The 20,904-nt window shown below is 56.0% G+C and carries 18 protein-coding genes; 9 read left to right on the forward strand and 9 right to left on the reverse strand.

Translation table 11 applies throughout. From position 1 onward, the window contains the following. Positions 1–104 precede the first annotated feature (104 nt). Positions 105–1,607, forward strand: a complete 1,503-nt coding sequence (locus FHN83_RS09100) for a helicase HerA-like C-terminal domain-containing protein (protein WP_139563709.1) — start codon at positions 105–107, stop codon at positions 1,605–1,607. Here FHN83_RS09100 and FHN83_RS09105 read toward each other — a convergent pair. Continuing rightward, a complete protein-coding gene (locus FHN83_RS09105; RefSeq protein ID WP_139563710.1) occupies positions 1,584–2,528 on the reverse strand; it encodes a TIGR01212 family radical SAM protein in 945 nt (314 codons plus the stop codon). The two genes, FHN83_RS09100 and FHN83_RS09105, sit on opposite strands and share 24 nt — an antisense overlap. A gap of 681 nt (positions 2,529–3,209) precedes the next feature. Between FHN83_RS09105 and gltB the strand changes: the two genes are divergently transcribed. Together gltB and FHN83_RS09115 are read left to right on the forward strand one after the other, a co-directional pair. Next, on the forward strand, positions 3,210–7,670 hold the full coding sequence (gene gltB / locus FHN83_RS09110) for a glutamate synthase large subunit (protein WP_138370315.1): 4,461 nt from the start codon (positions 3,210–3,212) through the stop codon (positions 7,668–7,670). A gap of 9 nt (positions 7,671–7,679) precedes the next feature. Continuing rightward, the gene (locus FHN83_RS09115) at positions 7,680–9,098 is read left to right on the forward strand and encodes a glutamate synthase small subunit (protein ID WP_039031611.1); all 1,419 of its coding nucleotides are present in this window, start codon (positions 7,680–7,682) and stop codon (positions 9,096–9,098) included. A gap of 71 nt (positions 9,099–9,169) precedes the next feature. Here the strand turns inward: FHN83_RS09115 and sspB are convergent, their stop codons facing one another. The 5 genes from sspB to zapE form a co-directional block, all read right to left on the reverse strand. After that, the gene (gene sspB / locus FHN83_RS09120) at positions 9,170–9,661 is read right to left on the reverse strand and encodes a ClpXP protease specificity-enhancing factor (RefSeq protein WP_139563711.1); all 492 of its coding nucleotides are present in this window, start codon (positions 9,659–9,661) and stop codon (positions 9,170–9,172) included. A 5-nt stretch (positions 9,662–9,666) separates the two neighbouring features. Then, positions 9,667–10,305 (reverse strand): stringent starvation protein SspA, encoded by a 639-nt coding sequence (gene sspA / locus FHN83_RS09125; RefSeq protein ID WP_039031606.1) that lies wholly within the window; start codon positions 10,303–10,305, stop codon positions 9,667–9,669. A gap of 312 nt (positions 10,306–10,617) precedes the next feature. After that, on the reverse strand, positions 10,618–11,010 hold the full coding sequence (gene rpsI / locus FHN83_RS09135; protein ID WP_003025138.1) for a 30S ribosomal protein S9: 393 nt from the start codon (positions 11,008–11,010) through the stop codon (positions 10,618–10,620). A 15-nt stretch (positions 11,011–11,025) separates the two neighbouring features. Continuing rightward, positions 11,026–11,454: a 50S ribosomal protein L13 gene (gene rplM, locus FHN83_RS09140; protein ID WP_024551131.1), complete on the reverse strand. Its 429-nt coding sequence runs from the start codon at positions 11,452–11,454 to the stop codon at positions 11,026–11,028. Positions 11,455–11,746: 292 nt separating this feature from the next. Next, positions 11,747–12,871, reverse strand: a complete 1,125-nt coding sequence (gene zapE / locus FHN83_RS09145) for a cell division protein ZapE (RefSeq protein ID WP_139563712.1) — start codon at positions 12,869–12,871, stop codon at positions 11,747–11,749. Between the two features lie 190 nt (positions 12,872–13,061). Between zapE and zapG the strand changes: the two genes are divergently transcribed. The 3 genes from zapG (at position 13,062) to degS (ending at position 16,151) form a co-directional block, all read left to right on the forward strand. Next, positions 13,062–13,460 carry a Z-ring associated protein ZapG gene (gene zapG / locus FHN83_RS09150; RefSeq protein WP_039031604.1) on the forward strand — a complete coding sequence of 133 codons (399 nt, stop codon included), beginning with the start codon at positions 13,062–13,064 and terminating at the stop codon, positions 13,458–13,460. A 170-nt stretch (positions 13,461–13,630) separates the two neighbouring features. Beyond that, entirely contained in the window at positions 13,631–14,995 is a 1,365-nt protein-coding gene (gene degQ / locus FHN83_RS09155; protein WP_139563713.1) for a serine endoprotease DegQ, read from the forward strand. A gap of 88 nt (positions 14,996–15,083) precedes the next feature. Next, positions 15,084–16,151 (forward strand): outer membrane-stress sensor serine endopeptidase DegS, encoded by a 1,068-nt coding sequence (gene degS / locus FHN83_RS09160; protein ID WP_039031831.1) that lies wholly within the window; start codon positions 15,084–15,086, stop codon positions 16,149–16,151. A gap of 67 nt (positions 16,152–16,218) precedes the next feature. Here the strand turns inward: degS and mdh are convergent, their stop codons facing one another. After that, positions 16,219–17,157, reverse strand: a complete 939-nt coding sequence (mdh, locus tag FHN83_RS09165) for a malate dehydrogenase (protein WP_039031602.1) — start codon at positions 17,155–17,157, stop codon at positions 16,219–16,221. Between the two features lie 404 nt (positions 17,158–17,561). Between mdh and argR the strand changes: the two genes are divergently transcribed. From argR to yhcN (FHN83_RS09180), 3 genes are all read left to right on the forward strand, one after another. Further along, positions 17,562–18,032, forward strand: coding sequence for a transcriptional regulator ArgR (argR, locus tag FHN83_RS09170; protein WP_032614540.1), 471 nt, complete (start codon positions 17,562–17,564; stop codon positions 18,030–18,032). Positions 18,033–18,408: 376 nt separating this feature from the next. Next, positions 18,409–18,672 (forward strand): peroxide/acid stress response protein YhcN, encoded by a 264-nt coding sequence (gene yhcN, locus FHN83_RS09175; RefSeq protein ID WP_039031600.1) that lies wholly within the window; start codon positions 18,409–18,411, stop codon positions 18,670–18,672. Positions 18,673–18,785: 113 nt separating this feature from the next. Next, complete coding sequence (gene yhcN, locus FHN83_RS09180; RefSeq protein ID WP_039031599.1) at positions 18,786–19,049, forward strand: peroxide/acid stress response protein YhcN; 264 nt, start codon at positions 18,786–18,788, stop codon at positions 19,047–19,049. A gap of 61 nt (positions 19,050–19,110) precedes the next feature. Here yhcN (FHN83_RS09180) and FHN83_RS09185 read toward each other — a convergent pair whose 3' ends face one another. Next, positions 19,111–19,380, reverse strand: coding sequence for a barstar family protein (locus FHN83_RS09185; RefSeq protein WP_039031598.1), 270 nt, complete (start codon positions 19,378–19,380; stop codon positions 19,111–19,113). Between the two features lie 45 nt (positions 19,381–19,425). Then, entirely contained in the window at positions 19,426–20,880 is a 1,455-nt protein-coding gene (locus FHN83_RS09190) for an NAD-dependent succinate-semialdehyde dehydrogenase (protein ID WP_138370322.1), read from the reverse strand. Between the last annotated feature and the right edge of the window lie 24 nt (positions 20,881–20,904).

The following is a 20,904-nucleotide window of genomic DNA, read 5'->3' on the forward strand; positions in this document are numbered from 1 at the left end:
GCATAGCCCGCGTTGCGTAATGCGCTGCAAAGTAAGAAATTGACACATTCAATTTGCCGTCAGGTTGCCTATACTCCACGCAGGATCCCACGAGGAAATGCATCATGAGTACACCCCTGCTGATTGCCCGCACGCCGGATACTGAGCTGTTTTTACTGCCCGCGATGGCGAACCGTCATGGCCTAATCACAGGCGCAACGGGTACGGGTAAAACGGTGACGTTGCAAAAGCTGGCCGAGTCATTTTCGAACACTGGCGTGCCGGTGTTTATGGCTGACGTAAAAGGCGATCTCAGCGGCGTTGCCCGGGAGGGGGTCGCATCGGATAAGTTACTCGAACGGCTGAAAAACATCGGCGTCACCGACTGGCAGCCGCAAAGCAATCCGGTGATGTTGTGGGATATTTTCGGCGAGAAGGGGCATCCGGTGCGGGCGACCGTTTCCGATCTCGGCCCGCTGCTGCTGACGCGTCTGCTCGATCTGAACGAGGTGCAGTCTGGCGTGCTGAACATTATCTTCCGCATTGCCGACGACCAGGGGCTGCTGCTGCTCGATTTCAAAGACTTGCGGGCCATTACGCAGTACATCGGCGATAACGCCAAAGCCTTCCAGACGCAGTACGGCAATATCAGCTCCGCCTCCATTGGCGCCATCCAGCGTGGATTACTGAGCCTTGAGCAGCAGGGAGCCGAACACTTCTTTGGCGAGCCGATGCTGGATATCAAGGACTGGATGCGTACCGACAGCAGCGGTAAAGGCATCATCAACATCCTGAGTGCGGAAAAGCTCTACCAGATGCCGAAGCTCTACGCGGCCAGCCTGCTGTGGATGCTCTCTGAACTCTTTGAACAGCTGCCGGAAGCAGGCGATCTGGAAAAACCGAAGCTGGTCTTCTTTTTTGACGAAGCCCATCTCCTGTTCAGCGATGCGCCGCAGGTGCTGCTGGATAAGATCGAGCAGGTGATCCGCCTGATCCGCTCTAAAGGCGTGGGCGTCTGGTTCGTTTCGCAAAACCCGGCTGATATTCCTGACAACGTGCTGGGCCAACTGGGTAATCGCGTCCAGCATGCCCTGCGCGCCTTTACGCCTAAAGATCAGAAGGCCGTGAAAGCCGCGGCCCAGACCATGCGCGCCAATCCAGCGTTTGATACCGAAGCGGCCATTCAGGCGCTGGGCACCGGCGAGGCGCTGATCTCTTTCCTCGATGCCAAAGGCAGCCCATCCATGGTCGAGCGCGCGATGGTCATTGCGCCCAACTCCAGAATGGGGCCAGTCAGCGACGACGAGCGTAACGGGCTGATCAACCACTCTCCGGTCTACGGTAAGTACGAAGATGAGGTGGACCGGGAGTCGGCGTTTGAAATGCTGCAGAAAGGGGTGCAGGCCACCACGGAACAGCAGCAGGCGCCTGCCGCTAAAGGCCAGACCGTGGCGGTCGATGACGGGATCCTCGGCGGCTTAAAAGACATTTTGTTTGGCAGCACCGGGCCGCGCGGAGGTAAACGCGACGGCGTGGTGCAAACCATGGCGAAAAGCGCGGCGCGTCAGGTGACGAATCAGATTATACGCGGTGTGCTGGGCAGCTTATTGGGCGGACGCCGCCGGTAACGTCGGCGCCCAGGGTGTACCCAGCGCCGAGCCCTGCACACCCTGCTCATTCAGATAGCGGTCCAGCTCCACCATCCCCGTCCAACGGTTCTCGCACCACAGCGGTGCCAGCAGCGTTGGACGGCGGGCGCTGGCAGAGATGCGGTGATACACCACCTCCGGCGGCGTGTGGCGAATCATCTCCCCGGCGGTGAGGACATACTCGTCCAGTTCAATGCCGTTCAGTCGCCCGGCCTCCCACGCTTTCGCCATAATGCTGCCCGTGACGATATGCAGCGGGTGCAGCTTGATGCCATCCACCCCGGTCTCGACTACCTTATTCAGGGTTTCCAGGGCGTGATGCTGCCCTTCTCCCGGCAGGCCGACGATAAGATGGCTACAGACTTTCAGCCCGCGCTCCCGCGCCAGCCGGGCAGTACGTTGATAGCAGGCAAAATCGTGTCCACGATTGATGCGATGCAGAGTTTTATCGTGCGCGGTCTGCAATCCCAGCTCCAGCCAGATCTCATATCCCTGCTCTTTATACTCGCTGAGCAGATCGAGTACCGCCTCGGGCACGCAGTCCGGGCGCGTGCCGACGCAGAGCCCGACAATATTCGCCTGGCTCACCGCCTGCTGATACATCAAGCGCAGCACCTGCACTTCAGCCCAGGTGCTGGTATAAGCCTGGAAATAGGCCAGATACTGCTTCGCACGATTCACCCGCGTGGACTGATGAGCAAGCTGGGCGGCAATGGACTGATGCTGCTGCGCTTCGTCAGCAAAGGAGGCTACATTACAGAAGGTGCAGCCGCCGCGTCCGATAGTGCCGTCGCGATTCGGGCAGCTAAAACCCCCGTGGAGCGACAGCTTATGGACCTTTTGCCCGTACCGGCGTGAAAGATCCCCACCAAACATATTGACTAATTTCTGTAACTGCATAATCTGTTAGACCGCCCCGTAGAAAGGGGACAAGCCTGCCATTTTTAACCGCCGTCGGCGATGACCTGGATCAATCGCCACGGTGCGCTTTTATCCTTTGCATAAATAACCAAGATAATTGCAATTTCATTCATCGCCTGCTTAATTACTTTTCCTTATGTTCTGATGGTTTTTTTCATTTATATCGTCCGTGCTAAAAAACAGTGACATCATGCGGGTTATTCCCATGCGGCGGCATTATATCCTGCTTAAATCGCACTATTTAGCATGCTACAGCGATAATACCGCTTTCATATAGTGAGTCAGATCACACTACCCCAAAGCCCACAGCAAGGTTACAGGGATGTGAAAGAGGTTAAATATCCATACAAATCAACTCACTAACCTTTCTTTAGCACATTTTTGTATAAATAAGATTGCCATTTGACCTGTGTACAGATTCCCGATAAGTTGGAAATCCGCTGGAAGCTTTCTGGATGAGCAGCCTGCTCATCATATTTATGCAGTAATTGAGATTCCCTCTGAAGCAAGTCCTCAAACTTGTTTACCTGCGCGAAAAGGATATTAAGAGGGCGAATGCGAGGTACGCGTATGAAACGCAAACCCCGTCGCCATGCTCTTTCTGTGCCTGTGCGCCACGGTTCAGTGGGAAGCCCGACGAGCCTGGGGAGGTTCACTGATATGTTGTACGATAAATCCCTTGAGAAGGATAACTGTGGTTTCGGCCTGATCGCCCACATAGAAGGCGAACCTAGCCACAAGGTAGTGCGTACCGCTATACACGCACTGGCCCGTATGCAGCACCGTGGCGCTATCCTCGCGGATGGTAAAACCGGCGACGGTTGCGGTCTGCTGCTGCAAAAACCGGATCGTTTCTTCCGCATCGTGGCGGAAGAGCGCGGCTGGCGTTTAGCTAAAAACTACGCCGTCGGCATGCTGTTCCTGAATCAGGACGCTGAAAAAGCAGCCGTATCACGCCGCATCGTCGAAGAAGAACTTCAACGCGAAACCCTGTCTATTGTCGGCTGGCGCGATGTGCCAACCAACGAAGGGGTCCTCGGTGAAATCGCCCTCTCCTCGCTGCCTCGTATCGAGCAAATCTTTGTCAACGCGCCTGCGGGCTGGCGTCCGCGTGATATGGAACGCCGCCTGTTCATCGCCCGCCGCCGCATTGAAAAACGCCTGCAGGACGATAAAGAGTTCTACGTTTGTAGCCTCTCGAACCTGGTGAACATCTATAAAGGTCTGTGTATGCCGGCTGACCTGCCGCGCTTCTACCTGGACCTGGCGGACCTGCGTCTGGAATCGGCCATTTGCCTGTTCCACCAGCGCTTCTCCACCAACACCGTACCACGCTGGCCGCTGGCTCAGCCGTTCCGCTACCTGGCGCACAACGGCGAAATCAATACCATTACCGGTAACCGCCAGTGGGCACGCGCCCGTACCTATAAATTCCAGACCCCGCTGATCCCGGATCTGCACGATGCCGCGCCGTTCGTGAACGAAACCGGCTCTGACTCCAGCTCCATGGATAACATGCTGGAACTGCTGCTTGCCGGCGGGATGGATATCGTCCGCGCCATGCGTCTGCTCGTTCCGCCAGCCTGGCAGAACAACCCGGATATGGATCCGGAGCTGCGTTCCTTCTTCGACTTTAACTCCATGCACATGGAGCCGTGGGATGGCCCGGCCGGCATCGTCATGTCCGACGGCCGCTTTGCCGCCTGTAACCTGGACCGTAACGGCCTGCGCCCTGCGCGCTACGTCATCACTAAAGACAAGCTGATTACCTGTGCCTCTGAAGTAGGTATCTGGGATTACCAGCCTGACGAAGTGGTGGAAAAAGGCCGCGTTGGGCCTGGCGAGCTGATGGTTATCGATACCCGTGTCGGTCGCATTCTGCACTCTGCGGAAACCGATAACGATCTGAAGAGCCGTCATCCGTATAAAGAGTGGATGGAGAAAAACGTCCGCCGTCTGGTGCCGTTCGAAGATCTGTCGGATCAGGACGTGGGCAGCCGCGAGCTGGATGATGATACTCTTGCCAGCTACCAGAAACAGTTTAACTACAGCGCGGAAGAGCTGGACTCCGTTATCCGCGTGCTCGGTGAAAATGGCCAGGAAGCGGTCGGCTCCATGGGCGACGACACCCCATTCGCCGTGCTCTCCAGCCAGCCGCGTATCATTTACGACTACTTCCGTCAGCAGTTTGCGCAGGTTACCAACCCGCCAATCGATCCGCTGCGTGAAGCACACGTGATGTCGCTGGCCACCAGCATCGGCCGTGAGATGAACGTCTTCTGCGAAGCCGAAGGCCAGGCCCACCGTCTGACCTTTAAATCGCCGATTCTGCTCTACTCCGATTTCACCCAGCTGACCACCATGAAAGAGGAACATTATCGCGCCGACACGCTCGATATTACCTTTGACGTGACCGAAGCGAGCCTCGAAGAGACGGTGAAAGCGCTGTGTGATAAGGCCGAACAGATGGTGCGTAACGGTACCGTCCTGCTGGTCCTCTCCGACCGTAACATTGCGAAGAACCGCCTGCCGGTTCCGGCGCCAATGGCGGTGGGTGCAATCCAGACTCGCCTGGTGGACAAGAGCCTGCGCTGCGACGCCAACATCATTGTTGAGACCGCAAGCGCCCGCGATCCGCACCACTTTGCCGTGCTGCTGGGCTTTGGCGCGACGGCGATCTACCCGTACCTTGCCTACGAAACGCTGGCAAAACTGGTGGACACCAACGCCATCGAAAAAGACTACCGTACCGTGATGCTGAACTACCGTAACGGCATCAACAAAGGTCTGTACAAGATCATGTCCAAAATGGGCATCTCGACCATCGCCTCTTACCGCTGCTCGAAGCTGTTCGAAGCCGTGGGTCTGCATGATGATGTCGCGGATCTGTGCTTCCAGGGCGTGATCAGCCGTATCGGCGGAGCGGACTTCAGCGACTTCCAGCAGGATCTGCTGAACCTCTCCAAACGCGCCTGGCTGGCGCGTAAGCCGCTGGATCAGGGCGGACAGCTGAAGTACGTGCACGGCGGCGAATACCACGCCTATAACCCGGACGTGGTGCGCACCCTGCAGCAGGCCGTTCAGAGCGGCGAGTACAGCGATTATCAACAGTATGCTGAACTGGTAAACAACCGTCCGGCGGCCACGCTGCGTGATCTGCTGGCGCTGAACCCGGGTGATACCGCCGTCAGCATCAACGACGTTGAACCGGCGACCGAGCTGTTCAAGCGCTTTGATACCGCCGCGATGTCTATCGGCGCGTTAAGTCCGGAAGCCCACGAGGCGCTGGCAGAAGCGATGAACAGCATCGGCGGGAACTCTAACTCCGGCGAAGGCGGTGAAGATCCGGCGCGCTACGGCACCAATAAAGTGTCGCGCATTAAGCAGGTTGCTTCCGGTCGCTTCGGTGTGACGCCTGCCTACCTGGTCAACGCTGACGTGATTCAGATTAAAGTCGCTCAGGGTGCAAAACCGGGCGAGGGCGGTCAGTTGCCGGGTGACAAAGTGACCCCGTACATCGCCAAACTGCGCTACTCGGTACCGGGCGTGACGCTGATCTCCCCGCCGCCGCACCACGATATCTACTCTATCGAGGATCTGGCGCAGCTGATTTTCGACCTGAAACAGGTCAACCCGAAAGCGATGATCTCCGTGAAGCTGGTTTCCGAGCCGGGTGTGGGCACTATCGCCACCGGCGTGGCGAAAGCCTATGCCGACCTGATTACCATCGCCGGTTACGACGGTGGTACTGGCGCAAGCCCGCTCTCCTCCGTGAAATATGCGGGCTGTCCGTGGGAGCTGGGTCTGGTTGAAACCCAGCAGGCCCTGGTGGCTAACGGTCTGCGTCACAAGATCCGCCTGCAGGTGGACGGTGGCCTGAAAACCGGCCTCGACATCATTAAAGCGGCGATTCTGGGTGCAGAGAGCTTCGGTTTCGGTACCGGTCCGATGGTCGCGCTGGGCTGTAAATACCTGCGTATTTGCCACCTGAACAACTGCGCAACCGGTGTTGCAACCCAGGACGAGAAGCTGCGTAAGAACCACTACCACGGTCTGCCGTTCAAAGTGACTAACTACTTTGACTTCATCGCCCGCGAAACCCGCGAGCTGATGGCGCAGCTGGGCGTGACGCGTCTGGTGGATCTGATTGGCCGTACCGACCTGCTGAAAGAGCTGGACGGGTTCACCGCCAAACAGCAGAACCTGAAGCTGTCCCGTCTGCTGGAAACGGCTGAGCCTAAGGCAGGCAAAGCGGTGTACTGCACCGAGAACAACCCGCCGTTCGACAATGGCGTGCTGAACGCTCAACTGTTGCAGCAGGCGAAGTCGTTTGTGGATGAGAAGCAGAGCAAAACCTTCTGGTTTGATATTCGCAACACCGACCGTTCCGTGGGCGCAAGCCTCTCGGGTTATATCGCACAGACGCACGGCGACCAGGGTCTGGCTGCCGATCCGATTACCGCGCACTTCAGCGGCACCGCGGGCCAGAGCTTCGGCGTCTGGAACGCAGGCGGCGTTGAGCTCTACCTGACCGGCGATGCCAACGACTACGTCGGCAAAGGCATGGCGGGCGGTCTGCTGGCGGTACGTCCTCCGGTGGGTTCAGCCTTCCGCAGCTGTGATGCCAGCATCATCGGCAACACCTGTCTGTACGGTGCAACCGGTGGTCGTCTGTTCGCCGCAGGTCGTGCGGGCGAGCGTTTCGCGGTGCGTAACTCCGGTGCTATCACCGTGGTTGAAGGCATCGGCGATAACGGCTGTGAATACATGACCGGCGGGATTGTCTGCGTACTGGGTAAAACGGGCGTTAACTTCGGTGCGGGTATGACCGGTGGTTTCGCCTATGTCCTGGATGAAAGCGGTGACTTCCGTAAACGCGTGAACCCGGAGCTGGTGGAAGTGCTGGATGTTGAAAGCCTGGCGATCCACGAGGAGCACCTGCGTGGGTTGATTACCGAGCACGTGCACCACACCGGTTCCGTGCGCGGCGAAGAGATCCTGGCGAACTGGCCGGCGTTCTCAGCGAAATTCGCGCTGGTTAAACCGAAGTCCAGCGATGTTAAAGCCCTGTTGGGTCACCGTAGTCGTAGCGCAGCAGAGCTGCGTGTGCAGGCGCAGTAAGGAATTCAGATGAGCCAGAATGTTTACCAGTTTATCGACTTGCAGCGCGTTGATCCGCCGAAGAAGCCGCTGAAGATCCGTAAAATTGAATTTGTTGAAATCTACGAGCCGTTTTCCGAAGGCCAGGCCAAAGCACAGGCAGACCGCTGCCTGTCCTGCGGTAACCCGTACTGCGAGTGGAAATGTCCGGTCCATAACTACATCCCAAACTGGCTAAAGCTGGCCAACGAAGGGCGTATTTTTGAGGCAGCCGAGCTGTCTCACCAGACCAACACCCTGCCGGAAGTGTGCGGCCGCGTGTGTCCTCAGGACCGTCTGTGTGAAGGCTCCTGCACCCTGAACGACGAGTTCGGTGCGGTGACTATCGGCAATATCGAACGCTATATCAATGATAAAGCGTTCGAAATGGGATGGCGTCCGGATATGACCGGCGTGCGTCAGACCGACAAACGCGTGGCGATTATCGGTGCCGGTCCGGCGGGCCTGGCCTGTGCCGACGTGCTGACCCGCAACGGCGTGAAAGCCGTGGTGTTTGACCGTCACCCGGAGATCGGCGGTCTGCTCACCTTCGGCATCCCGGCCTTCAAGCTGGAAAAAGAGGTGATGACCCGCCGCCGTGAAATCTTCACCGGCATGGGCATTGAGTTCAAACTCAACACCGAAGTGGGCCGTGACGTACAGCTCGACGATCTGCTCAAAGATTACGACTCGGTATTCCTGGGCGTGGGCACCTATCAGTCGATGCGCGGTGGGCTGGAAAACGAAGACGCGTCGGGCGTATATGACGCGCTGCCGTTCCTGATTGCCAACACCAAGCAGATGATGGGTTACGGCGAAACCGCTGATGAGCCGTACGTCAGCATGGAAGGCAAACGCGTGGTGGTTCTGGGCGGTGGTGATACCGCGATGGACTGCGTGCGTACCTCCATTCGTCAGAATGCCACGCACGTTATCTGTGCCTATCGTCGTGACGAAGAGAACATGCCGGGCTCCAAACGCGAAGTGAAAAACGCGCGTGAAGAGGGCGTGGAGTTCCAGTTCAACATCCAGCCTCTGGGTATTGAAGTGAATGCCAACGGTAAAGTCAGCGGCGTGAAGATGGCGCGTACTGAGATGGGTGCGCCGGATGCGAAAGGCCGTCGTCGCGCGGAAATCGTTGCCGGTTCCGAGTATGTGATCCCGGCCGATGCGGTGGTGATGGCGTTTGGTTTCCGTCCACACAGCATGGAGTGGCTGGCGAAACACAGCGTTGAGCTGGATTCTCAGGGCCGCATCATTGCCCCGGAAGGCAGCGATAACGCCTTCCAGACCAGCAACCCGAAAATCTTCGCCGGTGGCGATATCGTTCGCGGTTCAGACCTGGTAGTTACCGCCATTGCCGAAGGCCGTAAAGCGGCTGAGGGCATCATGAACTTCCTGGAAGTGTAAACACTACGGTCCGGCGGGATCCACTCTCGTCGGGCCGCACAGGACAAAAAAAAGGGCCAATGGCCCTTTTTTTATTTCACAACGCGTAACGATGGACGCCCACCGCGCGGCGGCGGTGTATCGTCAGGATCATCGTCGTGATCGGGTTTATCGCCGTCGATAATCGACATGACCGGCTCGCTTTCGCTCTCGGTCGCGCCATTTTCATCGTTGAGGCTGGAAACGTCTTCATCATAAGCCGCTTCCGGCTCAAACATGGTGCCCGCGCCGTTTTCACGCGCATAGATTGCCAGTACGGCAGCCAGCGGCACAGAAACCTGACGCGGAACGCCGCCGAAGCGGGCATTGAAGCGCACTTCGTCGTTCGCCAGCTCAAGACCGCCCACCGCGCGCGGCGCGATGTTCAGCACAATTTGCCCGTCACGTGCGTATTCCATAGGAACCTGCACGCCCGGTAACGTCACATCCACTACCAGGTGCGGCGTGAGCTGGTTATCCAGCAGCCATTCATAGAAGGCACGCAGCAGATACGGACGGCGCGGAGACAGCTGTGACATTTCCACAATCATTAGCCCCGGCCGAGACGCATTTCACGTTCAGCTTCAGTCAGAGAAGCCAGGAAAGAGTCGCGTTCAAATACGCGCGTCATATAGCCTTTCAGCTCTTTCGCGCCCGGACCGCTGAACTCAACGCCCAGAATCGGCAGACGCCACAGCAGCGGAGCCAGGTAGCAGTCTACCAGGCTGAACTCGTCGCTCAGGAAGAATGGACGCTGACCGAACACCGGTGCGATGGCCAGCAGCTCTTCACGCAGCTGTTTACGCGCGGCATCGGCTTCTGAGGAGGAACCGTTAGCAATAACGTTCATCAGCGTATACCAGTCTTTCTCGATACGCTGCATGTACAGACGGCTTTCCCCACGCGCAACCGGGTAGACCGGCATCAGCGGCGGATGCGGGAAACGCTCATCCAGATATTCCATAATGATACGGGATTCCCACAGGGTCAGCTCACGATCCACCAGCGTTGGCACGCTCTGGCTTGGGTTGAGATCGATCAGATCCTGAGGCGGGTTATCCTTTTCCACATGCTCGATCTCAAAACTGACACCCTTCTCGGCCAGCACGATACGAACCTGATGGCTATAAATGTCAGTAGGACCAGAAAACAGCGTCATTACCGAACGTTTGTTGGCAGCGACAGCCATGAAAACCTCCAGGTATATTCAGAATTTTTACTGCTACCGGCCATACAGGCCAGCCAGATGTTTTACTGCCCATCCCAGGGAATTCTTAATCCTGTTCAAAAAGAGAACAAAAATCGAGCATTCACCGTTATTTGGACACAAAAGTGGATGATAGTTTACCAGATTTTGCGACCTTTGTGGTGAGGGGATTCTGGAAATGCGGAAAAAGAGGTCAGAAAGGAAGTCTGCAAGGGAAGGCGTTGCGCTTTCGCCATAAAAAAACCCGCCGAAGCGGGTTTTTCGCAAATTGTTGTCTGCCGAAGCAGAAACCAATTAACGTTTGGAGAACTGTGGACGACGACGTGCTTTACGCAGACCGACTTTCTTACGTTCAACCTGACGAGCATCACGAGTAACGAAGCCAGCTTTACGCAGTTCGCCACGCAGGGACTCATCGTACTCCATCAGAGCGCGGGTGATACCGTGACGGATCGCACCAGCCTGACCAGAGATACCACCACCTTTAACAGTGATGTACAGATCCAGTTTCTCAACCATGTCGACCAGTTCCAGCGGCTGACGAACTACCATGCGGGCAGTTTCACGACCGAAGTACTGTTCCAGAGAACGTTGGTTGATAACGATTTTACCACTGCCCGGTTTGATGAACACGCGAGCGGCGGAGCTTTTGCGGCGACCAGTGCCGTAGTATTGATTTTCAGCCATTGCCTATAATCCCGATTAGATGTCAAGAACTTGCGGTTGCTGTGCCGCGTGGTTGTGCTCGTTACCTGCGTAAACTTTCAGTTTACGGTACATAGCACGACCCAGCGGGCCTTTTGGCAGCATGCCTTTAACCGCGATTTCAATCACACGCTCAGGACGGCGGGCAATCATCTCTTCAAAGGTCGCTTGTTTGATACCGCCGATGTGGCCGGTGTGGTGATAGTACACTTTGTCAGTACGCTTGTTGCCGGTTACAGCAACTTTGTCAGCGTTCAGAACGATGATGTAATCACCGGTATCGACGTGCGGAGTGTATTCCGCTTTGTGCTTACCGCGCAGGCGACGAGCCAGTTCGGTAGCCAGACGGCCCAGAGTTTTACCGGTCGCGTCAACAACATACCAGTCGCGTTTTACGGTTTCTGGTTTAGCTGTAAAAGTTTTCATTAAAAGCTTACCCAAATAAATAAGTTACACGTTGGTGAACACCCAAACGTTTAGTAGTTGAGGTTCACACGACATTGTCCAGCAAACCTACCCCTTCGAATAGCCTATGCCGGCGCAGAGAAAGTTTTGGGAAAAAAACCTTCTTGTAACGTGGGGTCGCAAGATTATAGAGAAGTCAGGGGTAAAGATCGACCCCTAATTGTGATTTGACGCGGGTTTTTCCGGGGTGTGGAAAGTGCGCTCTGGTGCCCTCACCCCCAGCCCCTCTCCCACGGGGAGAGGGTAGCTATCTTTAAGGCATGTGTTCGCGCTTGAGGTACTCTTCGCTCTGCATCTCCTGCAGGCGTGACAGGCAGCGCTGGAACTCAAACTTCAGCCGCTCCCCCTGATAGATCTCATATAAAGGCACGGCGGCGCTCACCACCAGCTTAACGTGGCGCTCGTAAAACTCATCCACCAGCGCGATAAAACGTCGGGCTTCGCTCTCCATTAGCGTGGTCATCACCGGCACATGAAACAGCATTACCGTATGGAACAGGCGCGAGAGCGCAATATAGTCGTGCTGGCTGCGGGCATCGACACAGAGGGTATCAAACGACACGGCGAGGGTCTGGTTGACGACGCCCAGCGTTTGCAACGGACGATGGTTTACCTCCAGCACCGGGGCGTCACCCCGTTCCGCACCGGCCAGCGCCAGCCACAGTTTGTCCATCTGCTGCTGTGTCTCTTGATTTAACGGCGAAATCCACAGATGGGCCTGGGTCAGGGTACGCAGACGGTAATCGACGCCAGCATCCACGTTCATGATGTCGCAATGCTCTTTAATCGCCGTGATAGCGGGCAGGAAACGAGCGCGTTGCAGGCCGTTTCGGTAGAGCTCATCCGGCGGAATGTTTGACGTCGCCACCAGGGTAATGCCCCGGGCAAACAGCGCTTTCATTAAGCCGCCCAGCAGCATGGCGTCGGTAATGTCCGAGACAAAAAACTCATCGAAGCACAGCACATCGGTTTCGGCTTTAAAGCGTTCGGCGACGATATCCAGCGGATCGCTCTGCCCCTGCAGAGCCGTCAGCTCCTCATGCACCCGCAGCATAAAGCGGTGAAAGTGCAGGCGCTGTTTACGCGTGCCGGGCAGGCTCTGATAAAACAGATCCATCAGCCAGGTTTTGCCGCGTCCGACGCCTCCCCACATATATAAGCCGCGTACCGGCGCCACACTCTGGAGCTCTTTCTTGCCCAGCAGTCGTCCAAATGCGGCTTTTAACCCCCCGGCAGGCGCGGCCTCAACCGGCTTTGTTGTCAGTGCATGCCAGATGCTGTCCAGACGACTTACCGCTTCACGCTGGACGTTATCTGGCTGATGGGTGCCCTCATTCAGGGCCTGTTGGTAACGCGATGTTGGGGAGAGGTTCTGCATGATGTTATTGTTATTCCTTCAATTAATACCCGTCAGACTGCGCAGTTGACGAAAAAAAGGCCGTTCTACAGTACGCGATGATGCGGCGGGATTCCACTTCTAAGGAAATAGCGGTTATAGTGGCATAATCAGGCCCTGGCATGGAGCCGAGCCAACACCCTACGGAACCACAAGACAACGGGAGAAGTTCATGACCTGGGAATATGCGCTAATTGGTTTAGTCGTCGGCATCGCTATTGGCGCCGTGGCCATGCGTTTTGGAAATCGCAAACTGCGTCAGCAACAGGCGTTGCAGTACGAACTGGAAAAGAACAAAGCTGAGCTGGAAGAGTATCGTGAAGAGCTGGTAAGCCACTTTGCTCAGAGCGCCGAGTTGCTGGACAACATGGCGCATGATTACCGTCAGCTTTATCAGCACATGGCGAAAAGCTCCAGCAGCCTGTTGCCGGAGATGAGCGCGGAAAACAATCCGTTCCGCAACCGTCTGGCGGAATCCGAAGCCGGTAACGATCAGGCCCCGGTCCAGATGCCACGTGACTACTCCGAAGGTGCATCCGGCCTGCTGCGCGGTGGCGCAAAGCGCGAATAATCGCATATCGAAAATAAATTTTACGGGCGCAGCCCTTGCGCCCGTCCTTTCTTCCCGACCCCAGCTATTATTTAGTCAAACACCTCATTGTTCAGCGTTTTAAAATTCAATAACATCAGACTGTTTTAGGGCCGTTATTCCTTCATTCCAGGTTGCGAGAGCCAGCATAAATGAACAAGAAAAATCAGCTGTTGAGCGCGTTAGCATTGAGCATCGGATTATCCCTGTCGGCCTCTTATCCGCTGGCCGCCGCACTCCCTTCGCAGGTTCCGGGCGAGGCCGCGCTGCCGAGCCTGGCCCCGATGCTGGAAAAGGTCCTCCCCGCTGTGGTGAGCGTGCAGGTCGAAGGTACCGCCGTGCAGAGCCAGCGCATTCCGGAAGAGCTGAAAAAATATTTTGGCGACGAAGCCCCCGAACAGGCGCAGCCTTTTGAAGGGCTGGGCTCCGGCGTGGTGATTGACGCCGCCAAGGGCTATGTCCTGACCAATAACCACGTTATCAGCCATGCCGATAAAATCAGCGTGCAGATGAACGATGGCCGGGAGTTCGACGCCAAACTGATTGGCGGTGACGATCAGAGCGACATCGCATTGCTGCAGCTGCAGAATCCCACCGGCCTGACGCAAATCGCTATTGCTGATTCCGATAAGCTGCGCGTGGGTGATTTCGCGGTGGCGGTAGGTAACCCCTTCGGCCTCGGGCAGACCGCCACGTCCGGCATCGTCTCTGCGCTGGGTCGCAGTGGTCTGAATCTCGAAGGGCTGGAAAACTTTATCCAGACCGACGCCTCCATTAACCGGGGCAACTCCGGCGGCGCGCTGCTGAATCTCAACGGCGAGCTGATTGGTATTAACACCGCGATCCTCGCCCCTGGCGGCGGCAGCGTCGGGATTGGCTTTGCCATCCCCAGCAATATGGCCCGTACCCTGGCGCAGCAGCTGATTGAGTTTGGCGAAGTGAAGCGCGGCCTGCTGGGCATTAAAGGCACGGAAATGAGCGCCGATATCGCCAAAGCGTTCAACCTGAACGTGCAGCGCGGTGCCTTCGTCAGCGAAGTGCTGCCGAATTCCGGCTCTGCAAAAGCGGGCGTGAAATCCGGGGACGTCATCGTCAGCCTGAACGATAAACCGCTGAGCAGCTTTGCCGAACTGCGCTCGCGCATCGCCACCACCGAGCCTGGCGCCACGGTTAAGCTCGGCATTTTACGTGACGGAAAACCGCTGGATCTGCAGGTTACACTGGATAAAAGCACCTCGTCATCGGCCAGCGCAGAGATGATTGCCCCGGCGCTGCAGGGGGCGACCTTGAGTGACGGGCAGTTAAAAGACGGCACCAAAGGCATCACCCTTGATAGCGTCGAGAAGAGCAGCCCTGCCGCACAGGCGGGTCTGCATGAGAATGATGTGATTATTGGGGTGAACCGCGTTCGCGTGCAGTCTATCGCCGAAATGCGCAAAGTGCTGGAAACTAAACCGACCGTTATCGCCCTGCAGATCGTGCGCGGCAACGACACGCTCTATATCTTGCTGCGTTAAGCCTGTACCTGTCCGGACATCGACCCGTGTGATGTCCGGATAAGTCATGCTATGCTGCTTGCGTTCTCCCTTTAACGACGCCCGTATCATGGTTTTGAAGCTAATTCGTTCGGTCGCCATCGGCCTGGTTGTAGGTGGCCTGTTACTGGCCGCGATGCCCTCTTTACGTCAGTTCAATCAGCTGGCTGCGCCGCAGTTCGACAGCGCTGATGAAACGCCTGCCAGCTACAATCAGGCAGTACGCCGCGCCGCCCCTGCGGTGGTCAACGTTTATAACCGTGGGCTGAACAGCACCAGCCATAACCAGCTGGAGATCCGCACCCTGGGCTCCGGGGTGATCATGGATGAACGCGGCTACATTATTACCAACAAACATGTCATCAACGATGCCGACCAGATCATCGTTGCGCTGCAGGATGGCCGCGTCTTTGAAGCCCTGCTCGTTGGTTCAGACAGCCTGACGGATCTGGCAGTCCTCAAAATCAACGCCACGGGCGGTCTGCCGGTTATCCCCATCAATCGTAAACGGACGCCGCATATCGGCGACGTGGTGCTGGCGATTGGTAACCCCTATAACCTCGGGCAGACCATTACTCAGGGGATTATCAGCGCCACCGGGCGTATCGGCCTGAACCCTTCCGGACGTCAGAACTTCCTGCAAACCGATGCCTCCATCAACCACGGCAACTCCGGCGGCGCGCTGGTGAACTCGCTGGGCGAACTGATGGGCATCAACACCCTGTCGTTTGATAAAAGCAACGACGGCGAAACTCCCGAAGGTATCGGCTTCGCGATCCCGTTCCAGTTGGCCAACAAGATTATGGATAAGCTGATTCGCGACGGACGCGTGATCCGCGGCTACATTGGCATCGGCGGGCGTGAGATTGCTCCGCTGCACGCTCAGGGTGGCGGCATCGATCAGATTCAGGGGATTGTGGTGAACGAAGTCACCTCCGGCGGACCGGCGGCAGAAGCAGGCATTAAGGTCAACGATGTGATCGTCTCGGTGAACGGTAAACCGGCGCTGTCGGCGCTGGAAACCATGGACCAGGTGGCGGAGATCAGGCCTGGCTCAATCATCCCGGTGGAAGTGATGCGTGATGATAAGAAACTGACCCTGCAGGTGACCATTCAGGAATATCCGGCCACCAACTGAGTCAGCAGGCATAAAAAAACCGGAGCATCGACTCCGGTTTTTTATTGCCCCGAGGGAAGAGCGTCGCTTATTTGTTAACGAACTCTTCGCCCAGAACGATATCGTTCTTCAGAGTATCCAGCATGCCGGCCATCGCCTGCTGTTCAAACGCGCTCAGGGTGCCGATAGATTTACGCTCTTCGATACCGTTTTTACCCAGCAGCAGCGGCTGAGAGAAGAAGCGTGCGTGCTCGCCGTCACCTTCAACGTAAGCGCATTCCACCACGCCTTGCTCGCCCTGCAGCGCGCGTACCAGAGACAGACCGAAACGTGCCGCAGCCTGGCCCATAGACAGGGTTGCAGAACCGCCACCCGCCTTCGCTTCCACCACTTCGGTGCCGGCGTTCTGGATACGTTTGGTCAGGTCAGCCACTTCCTGCTCGGTGAAGCTCACGCCTGGGATCTGGGACAGCAGTGGCAAAATGGTCACGCCAGAGTGGCCGCCGATAACCGGCACGTCGAGTTCGGTTGGCTGCTTGCCTTTCAGTTCCGCAACAAAGGTGTTGGAGCGGATGATGTCCAGCGTGGTCACGCCAAACAGTTTGTTCTTGTCATACACGCCCGCTTTTTTCAGCACTTCTGCCGCGATAGCAACGGTGGTGTTAACCGGGTTAGTGATGATACCGATGCAGGCTTTCGGGCAGGTAGTCGCTACCTGCTGAATCAGGTTCTTAACGATACCCGCGTTCACGTTGAACAGGTCGGAACGATCCATACCTGGCTTACGCGCAACGCCTGCGGAGATCAGCACAACGTCCGCGCCTTCGAGGGCCGGGCGAGCATCTTCACCGGAGAAGCCTTTGATTTTGACAGCCGTAGGGATGTGGCTAAGGTCAACCGCCACACCAGGGGTTACCGGGGCGATATCATACAGAGAGAGTTCTGAGCCTGCAGGCAGCTGAGTTTTCAGTAGTAGGGCAAGCGCCTGGCCGATACCGCCAGCAGCGCCGAGGACTGCGACTTTCATCCTAAACTCCTTATTATGGTGAGCTAACTTTCTGTTACTCCGTCGCGGCGACCTTAATTCAGCAGATCAATAATTACAATCGTGGTGTTCTAAGAATTAGCGGTCACGCGCTTTTCGCATCTGCCGCAAGGCTATCGGGCGTTATGCGGTGACTAAGCAACGAATCAAGAGGTGGTTACAATACACCCTCGCAAGCCACCAAAACAACATCAATTTGATAACATTTAATTTACTTTTAAGCTTATTTGCGAGGCGTGACGCAGGCATGTTCCTTGATAACGAATTTTGATAAAATCACTCCCTTTCATAACATTATTTCAGCCTAAGATTGGGCAGATAATTTGCATAAAAATTCATCCATGTGCATAATAATGTTGTTTCTACCGCTATATTTCGGGTGATTTATGCGAATCTCTTCTAAACAAGAAGAATTGGTTAAAGCGTTCAAAGCGCTGCTTAAAGAAGAAAAATTTAGTTCTCAGGGTGAGATCGTCCAGGCCCTGCAGGAAGAGGGTTTCGAAAACATCAACCAGTCGAAAGTCTCCCGCATGTTAACCAAATTCGGCGCGGTGCGTACCCGCAACGCCAAAATGGAGATGGTCTACTGTCTGCCTGCCGAACTGGGTGTGCCGACAACCTCGAGCCCGCTGAAGAACCTGGTGCTGGACATCGACTATAACGATGCCGTGGTGGTGATCCACACCAGCCCGGGTGCGGCTCAACTGATTGCCCGCCTGCTCGACTCGCTGGGTAAAGCGGAAGGTATCCTCGGCACCATCGCCGGTGACGATACTATCTTCACCACCCCGGCCAACGGTTTCTCGGTGAAAGACCTCTACGAAGCCATCCTGGTGCTGTTCGAACAGGAACTCTGATCCCCTTCCCTGCTGCCGTCGCGGCGGGGAATCTTCTGCTCCCGCCTCGTTCACCCCTACAATCTGTTATCTGCAATTTAACAAATAGTGCGATTTTCTGCCCAAATACATTCACTCAGTGAATGATAAAACGCAAAATCGCACGAATAATCAAAGTCCCGTATCCCATTAATTTTATTAGAAATAAGTGACAAAACCCCGCTTAAACCCCGATTTTTTATTCCCTGTAGTTATAAAAATGCTTTTGCTTAATACGTGATTACACAAGAAACAATTAGCATGGTATTAATTTTTGCCGTTATTAGTGTATACTTGATTTTGTGATGAGGGTCACGAAACGAAGACCCCAGTAAAGAATATGACGAGGAAAAGAATCATGAAAATCAAAACTACCGTAGCCACGCTAAGCATTCTGTCTGTTCTCTCTTTCGGTGCCTTTGCCGCCGATTCAATCAACGCCGATCAGGCTCAGTCTCGTGAATCTATCGGTACCGTTTCAATCGGTGCAATCGGTACTTCGCCGATGGACATGAACCAGATGCTGAACAAAAAAGCCCAGGAGCAGGGTGCGTCTTCCTACCGCGTGATCGAAGCGCGTACCGGTGACCACTGGCATGCGACTGCTGAGCTGTACAAATAAGTTTTACCAGGCACGACCCGAACTACCCGATATCTCTGTTCAACGGCACCAGGCATAAAAATAGCAGCACAACCCTTCTCGCCGTTGAGCTTGCCCTGTAAGGAGTAAAGACTATGAACACTAAATTAATCATCGCCGCAGGTTTCGCTTCCGTTCTCTCATTTGGTGCCAGCGCAGCTGTACATCAGGTGAATGCCGATCAGGCACAAAGCCTGCAACCAATGGGAAGCATCTCTGTAGGTGCAGTTGCTGGTTCTCCGATGGATGTCCGTGAGGCACTGGCAGCAAAAGCTGAAAAAGCGGGCGCCAGCAGCTACCGCGTTACCGAACTGAACACCGGCGACCACTGGCATGCGACCGCCGAGCTGTACAAATAAACCCTCGTCGTATTGATTTACGACTTGCCCCTGCTCCGCAGGGGCTTTTTTATGCCCTTCACTAACGTACGTTAAAGCGAATCTGCCCTTCCAGCTCCTCTTCCGCCTCATCAAACAGCAGGATCAGCGCGCCAAAACGCCTGCGCAGCTTTTCCGGCAAATGGATAAATTCGATTTCAAGCGGTAGCGGCAACTGGCTGCTGGTGACGATGTCCCACAGGGAGTCCAGATCCGTCACGCTCTCCTGTCCCATGCCAAAGGCTCGTGAAAATTCACGGTAGAAGTCTTCCTGACTGTCGATTTCATCAAAATCAAACGTATAGATATTCATTGCCAGCCACCCCGTCCAGGTGGGCGGCTTAAGCCGCCCTGTCGATTATAATCCCCCGATATGCAGGGTTTTCACTTCCAGGAACTCCTCCAGTCCCAGTACTGACCCTTCGCGACCCAGTCCCGACTCTTTCACCCCGCCAAAAGGCCCAAGCTCTGTAGAAACCGCGCATTCGTTAATCCCAATCATGCCGCTCTCAATGGCCTGCGACACGCGGAACACCCGCTGCAAATTCTGGGTATAGAAATAGGCGGCCAGGCCATAGGGCGTATTGTTGGCGCGCTGGATCACCTCCTCTTCCGAGGTAAAGCGGAAGCAGGCCGCCACGGGTCCAAAGGTCTCTTCGCTGGCAAGTGCCATCCCTTCATGGCAATCCCCCAGTACCGTTGGCTGCCAGAAGTTTCCACCCAAGGAATGAGCCTTGCCGCCCGCCAGCACCGTCGCCCCTTTGGCAACCGCGTCCTCAACGTGCTCACGCACTTTTTTCACCGCGGAAGCTTCAATCAGCGGCCCGACAACGGTGCCCTCTTCCAGGCCATCACCGACTTTTAAGTCGTTTACGGCGGCGGCGAGTTTGCTGACGAACGCTTCGTACACCGACTCCTGAATATAGAAGCGGTTAACGCTGACGCAGACCTGGCCCGCATTGCGAAACTTGTTGGCAATCGCCCCTTTCACCGCAGCATCAATGTCGGCATCCTCAAAGACGATATAGGGTGCGTTGCCGCCCAGCTCCATCGACACTTTTTTCATGGTTTCGGCGGCATTGCGCATTAAGGTTTTGCCGACCGCCGTCGAGCCGGTAAAGGAGATTTTGCGCACCTCCGGGCTAGACATGATCGCGTCGCTTATCTCTGCGGTATTGCCCGCCACTGCGTTAAGCACGCCGTCCGGTACGCCCGCTTTTTTAGCCAGCGTCAGCAGCGCAAAGGCGCTCAGCGGCGTGTTGTTGGCCGGTTTTATTACGCCGGTACAGCCGGCAGCCAGGGCCGGGCCCAGCTTGCGGGTCAGCATCGCCATGGGGAAATTCCACGGCGTGATGGCCGCCACGACGCCAATCGGTTCGCGGGTGGCAAGAATGCGGGAGCCGGGTTTAACCGGTGGGATGATTTCGCCGTTGGCGCGTTTGGCCTCCTCGGCAAACCACTGGATAAAGCTCGCCGCGTACTCCACTTCCCCTTCCGCCTCTTTCAGCGGTTTGCCCTGCTCGGTGGTCATCAGCTGGCCAAGCCACTGCTTGTTTTCAATGATGAGTTCATACCAGCGATAGAGGATGGCCGACCGCTCTTTTGCGGTTCTGGCACGCCAGGCCGGGAAAGCACGGCTCGCGGCGGCGATAGCCTCTTCGGTCTCTTTTTTACCTGCTTTTGCCACCTGGGCGATCGCCGCCCCGGTAGCCGGGTTAAGTACATCGAATGTTGTATCGAGCGTTTTCCATACGCCATCGACTAAATATCCGGTCTGAAATAGCGCACTGTCCTGTAGAGCCTGGGTAGTCATGTATCCTCCCAATCCGGGTTTAAG

The organism is Leclercia adecarboxylata (genome assembly GCF_006171285.1).
GTDB classification, from domain to species: Bacteria; Pseudomonadota; Gammaproteobacteria; order Enterobacterales; family Enterobacteriaceae; genus Enterobacter; species Enterobacter barmai.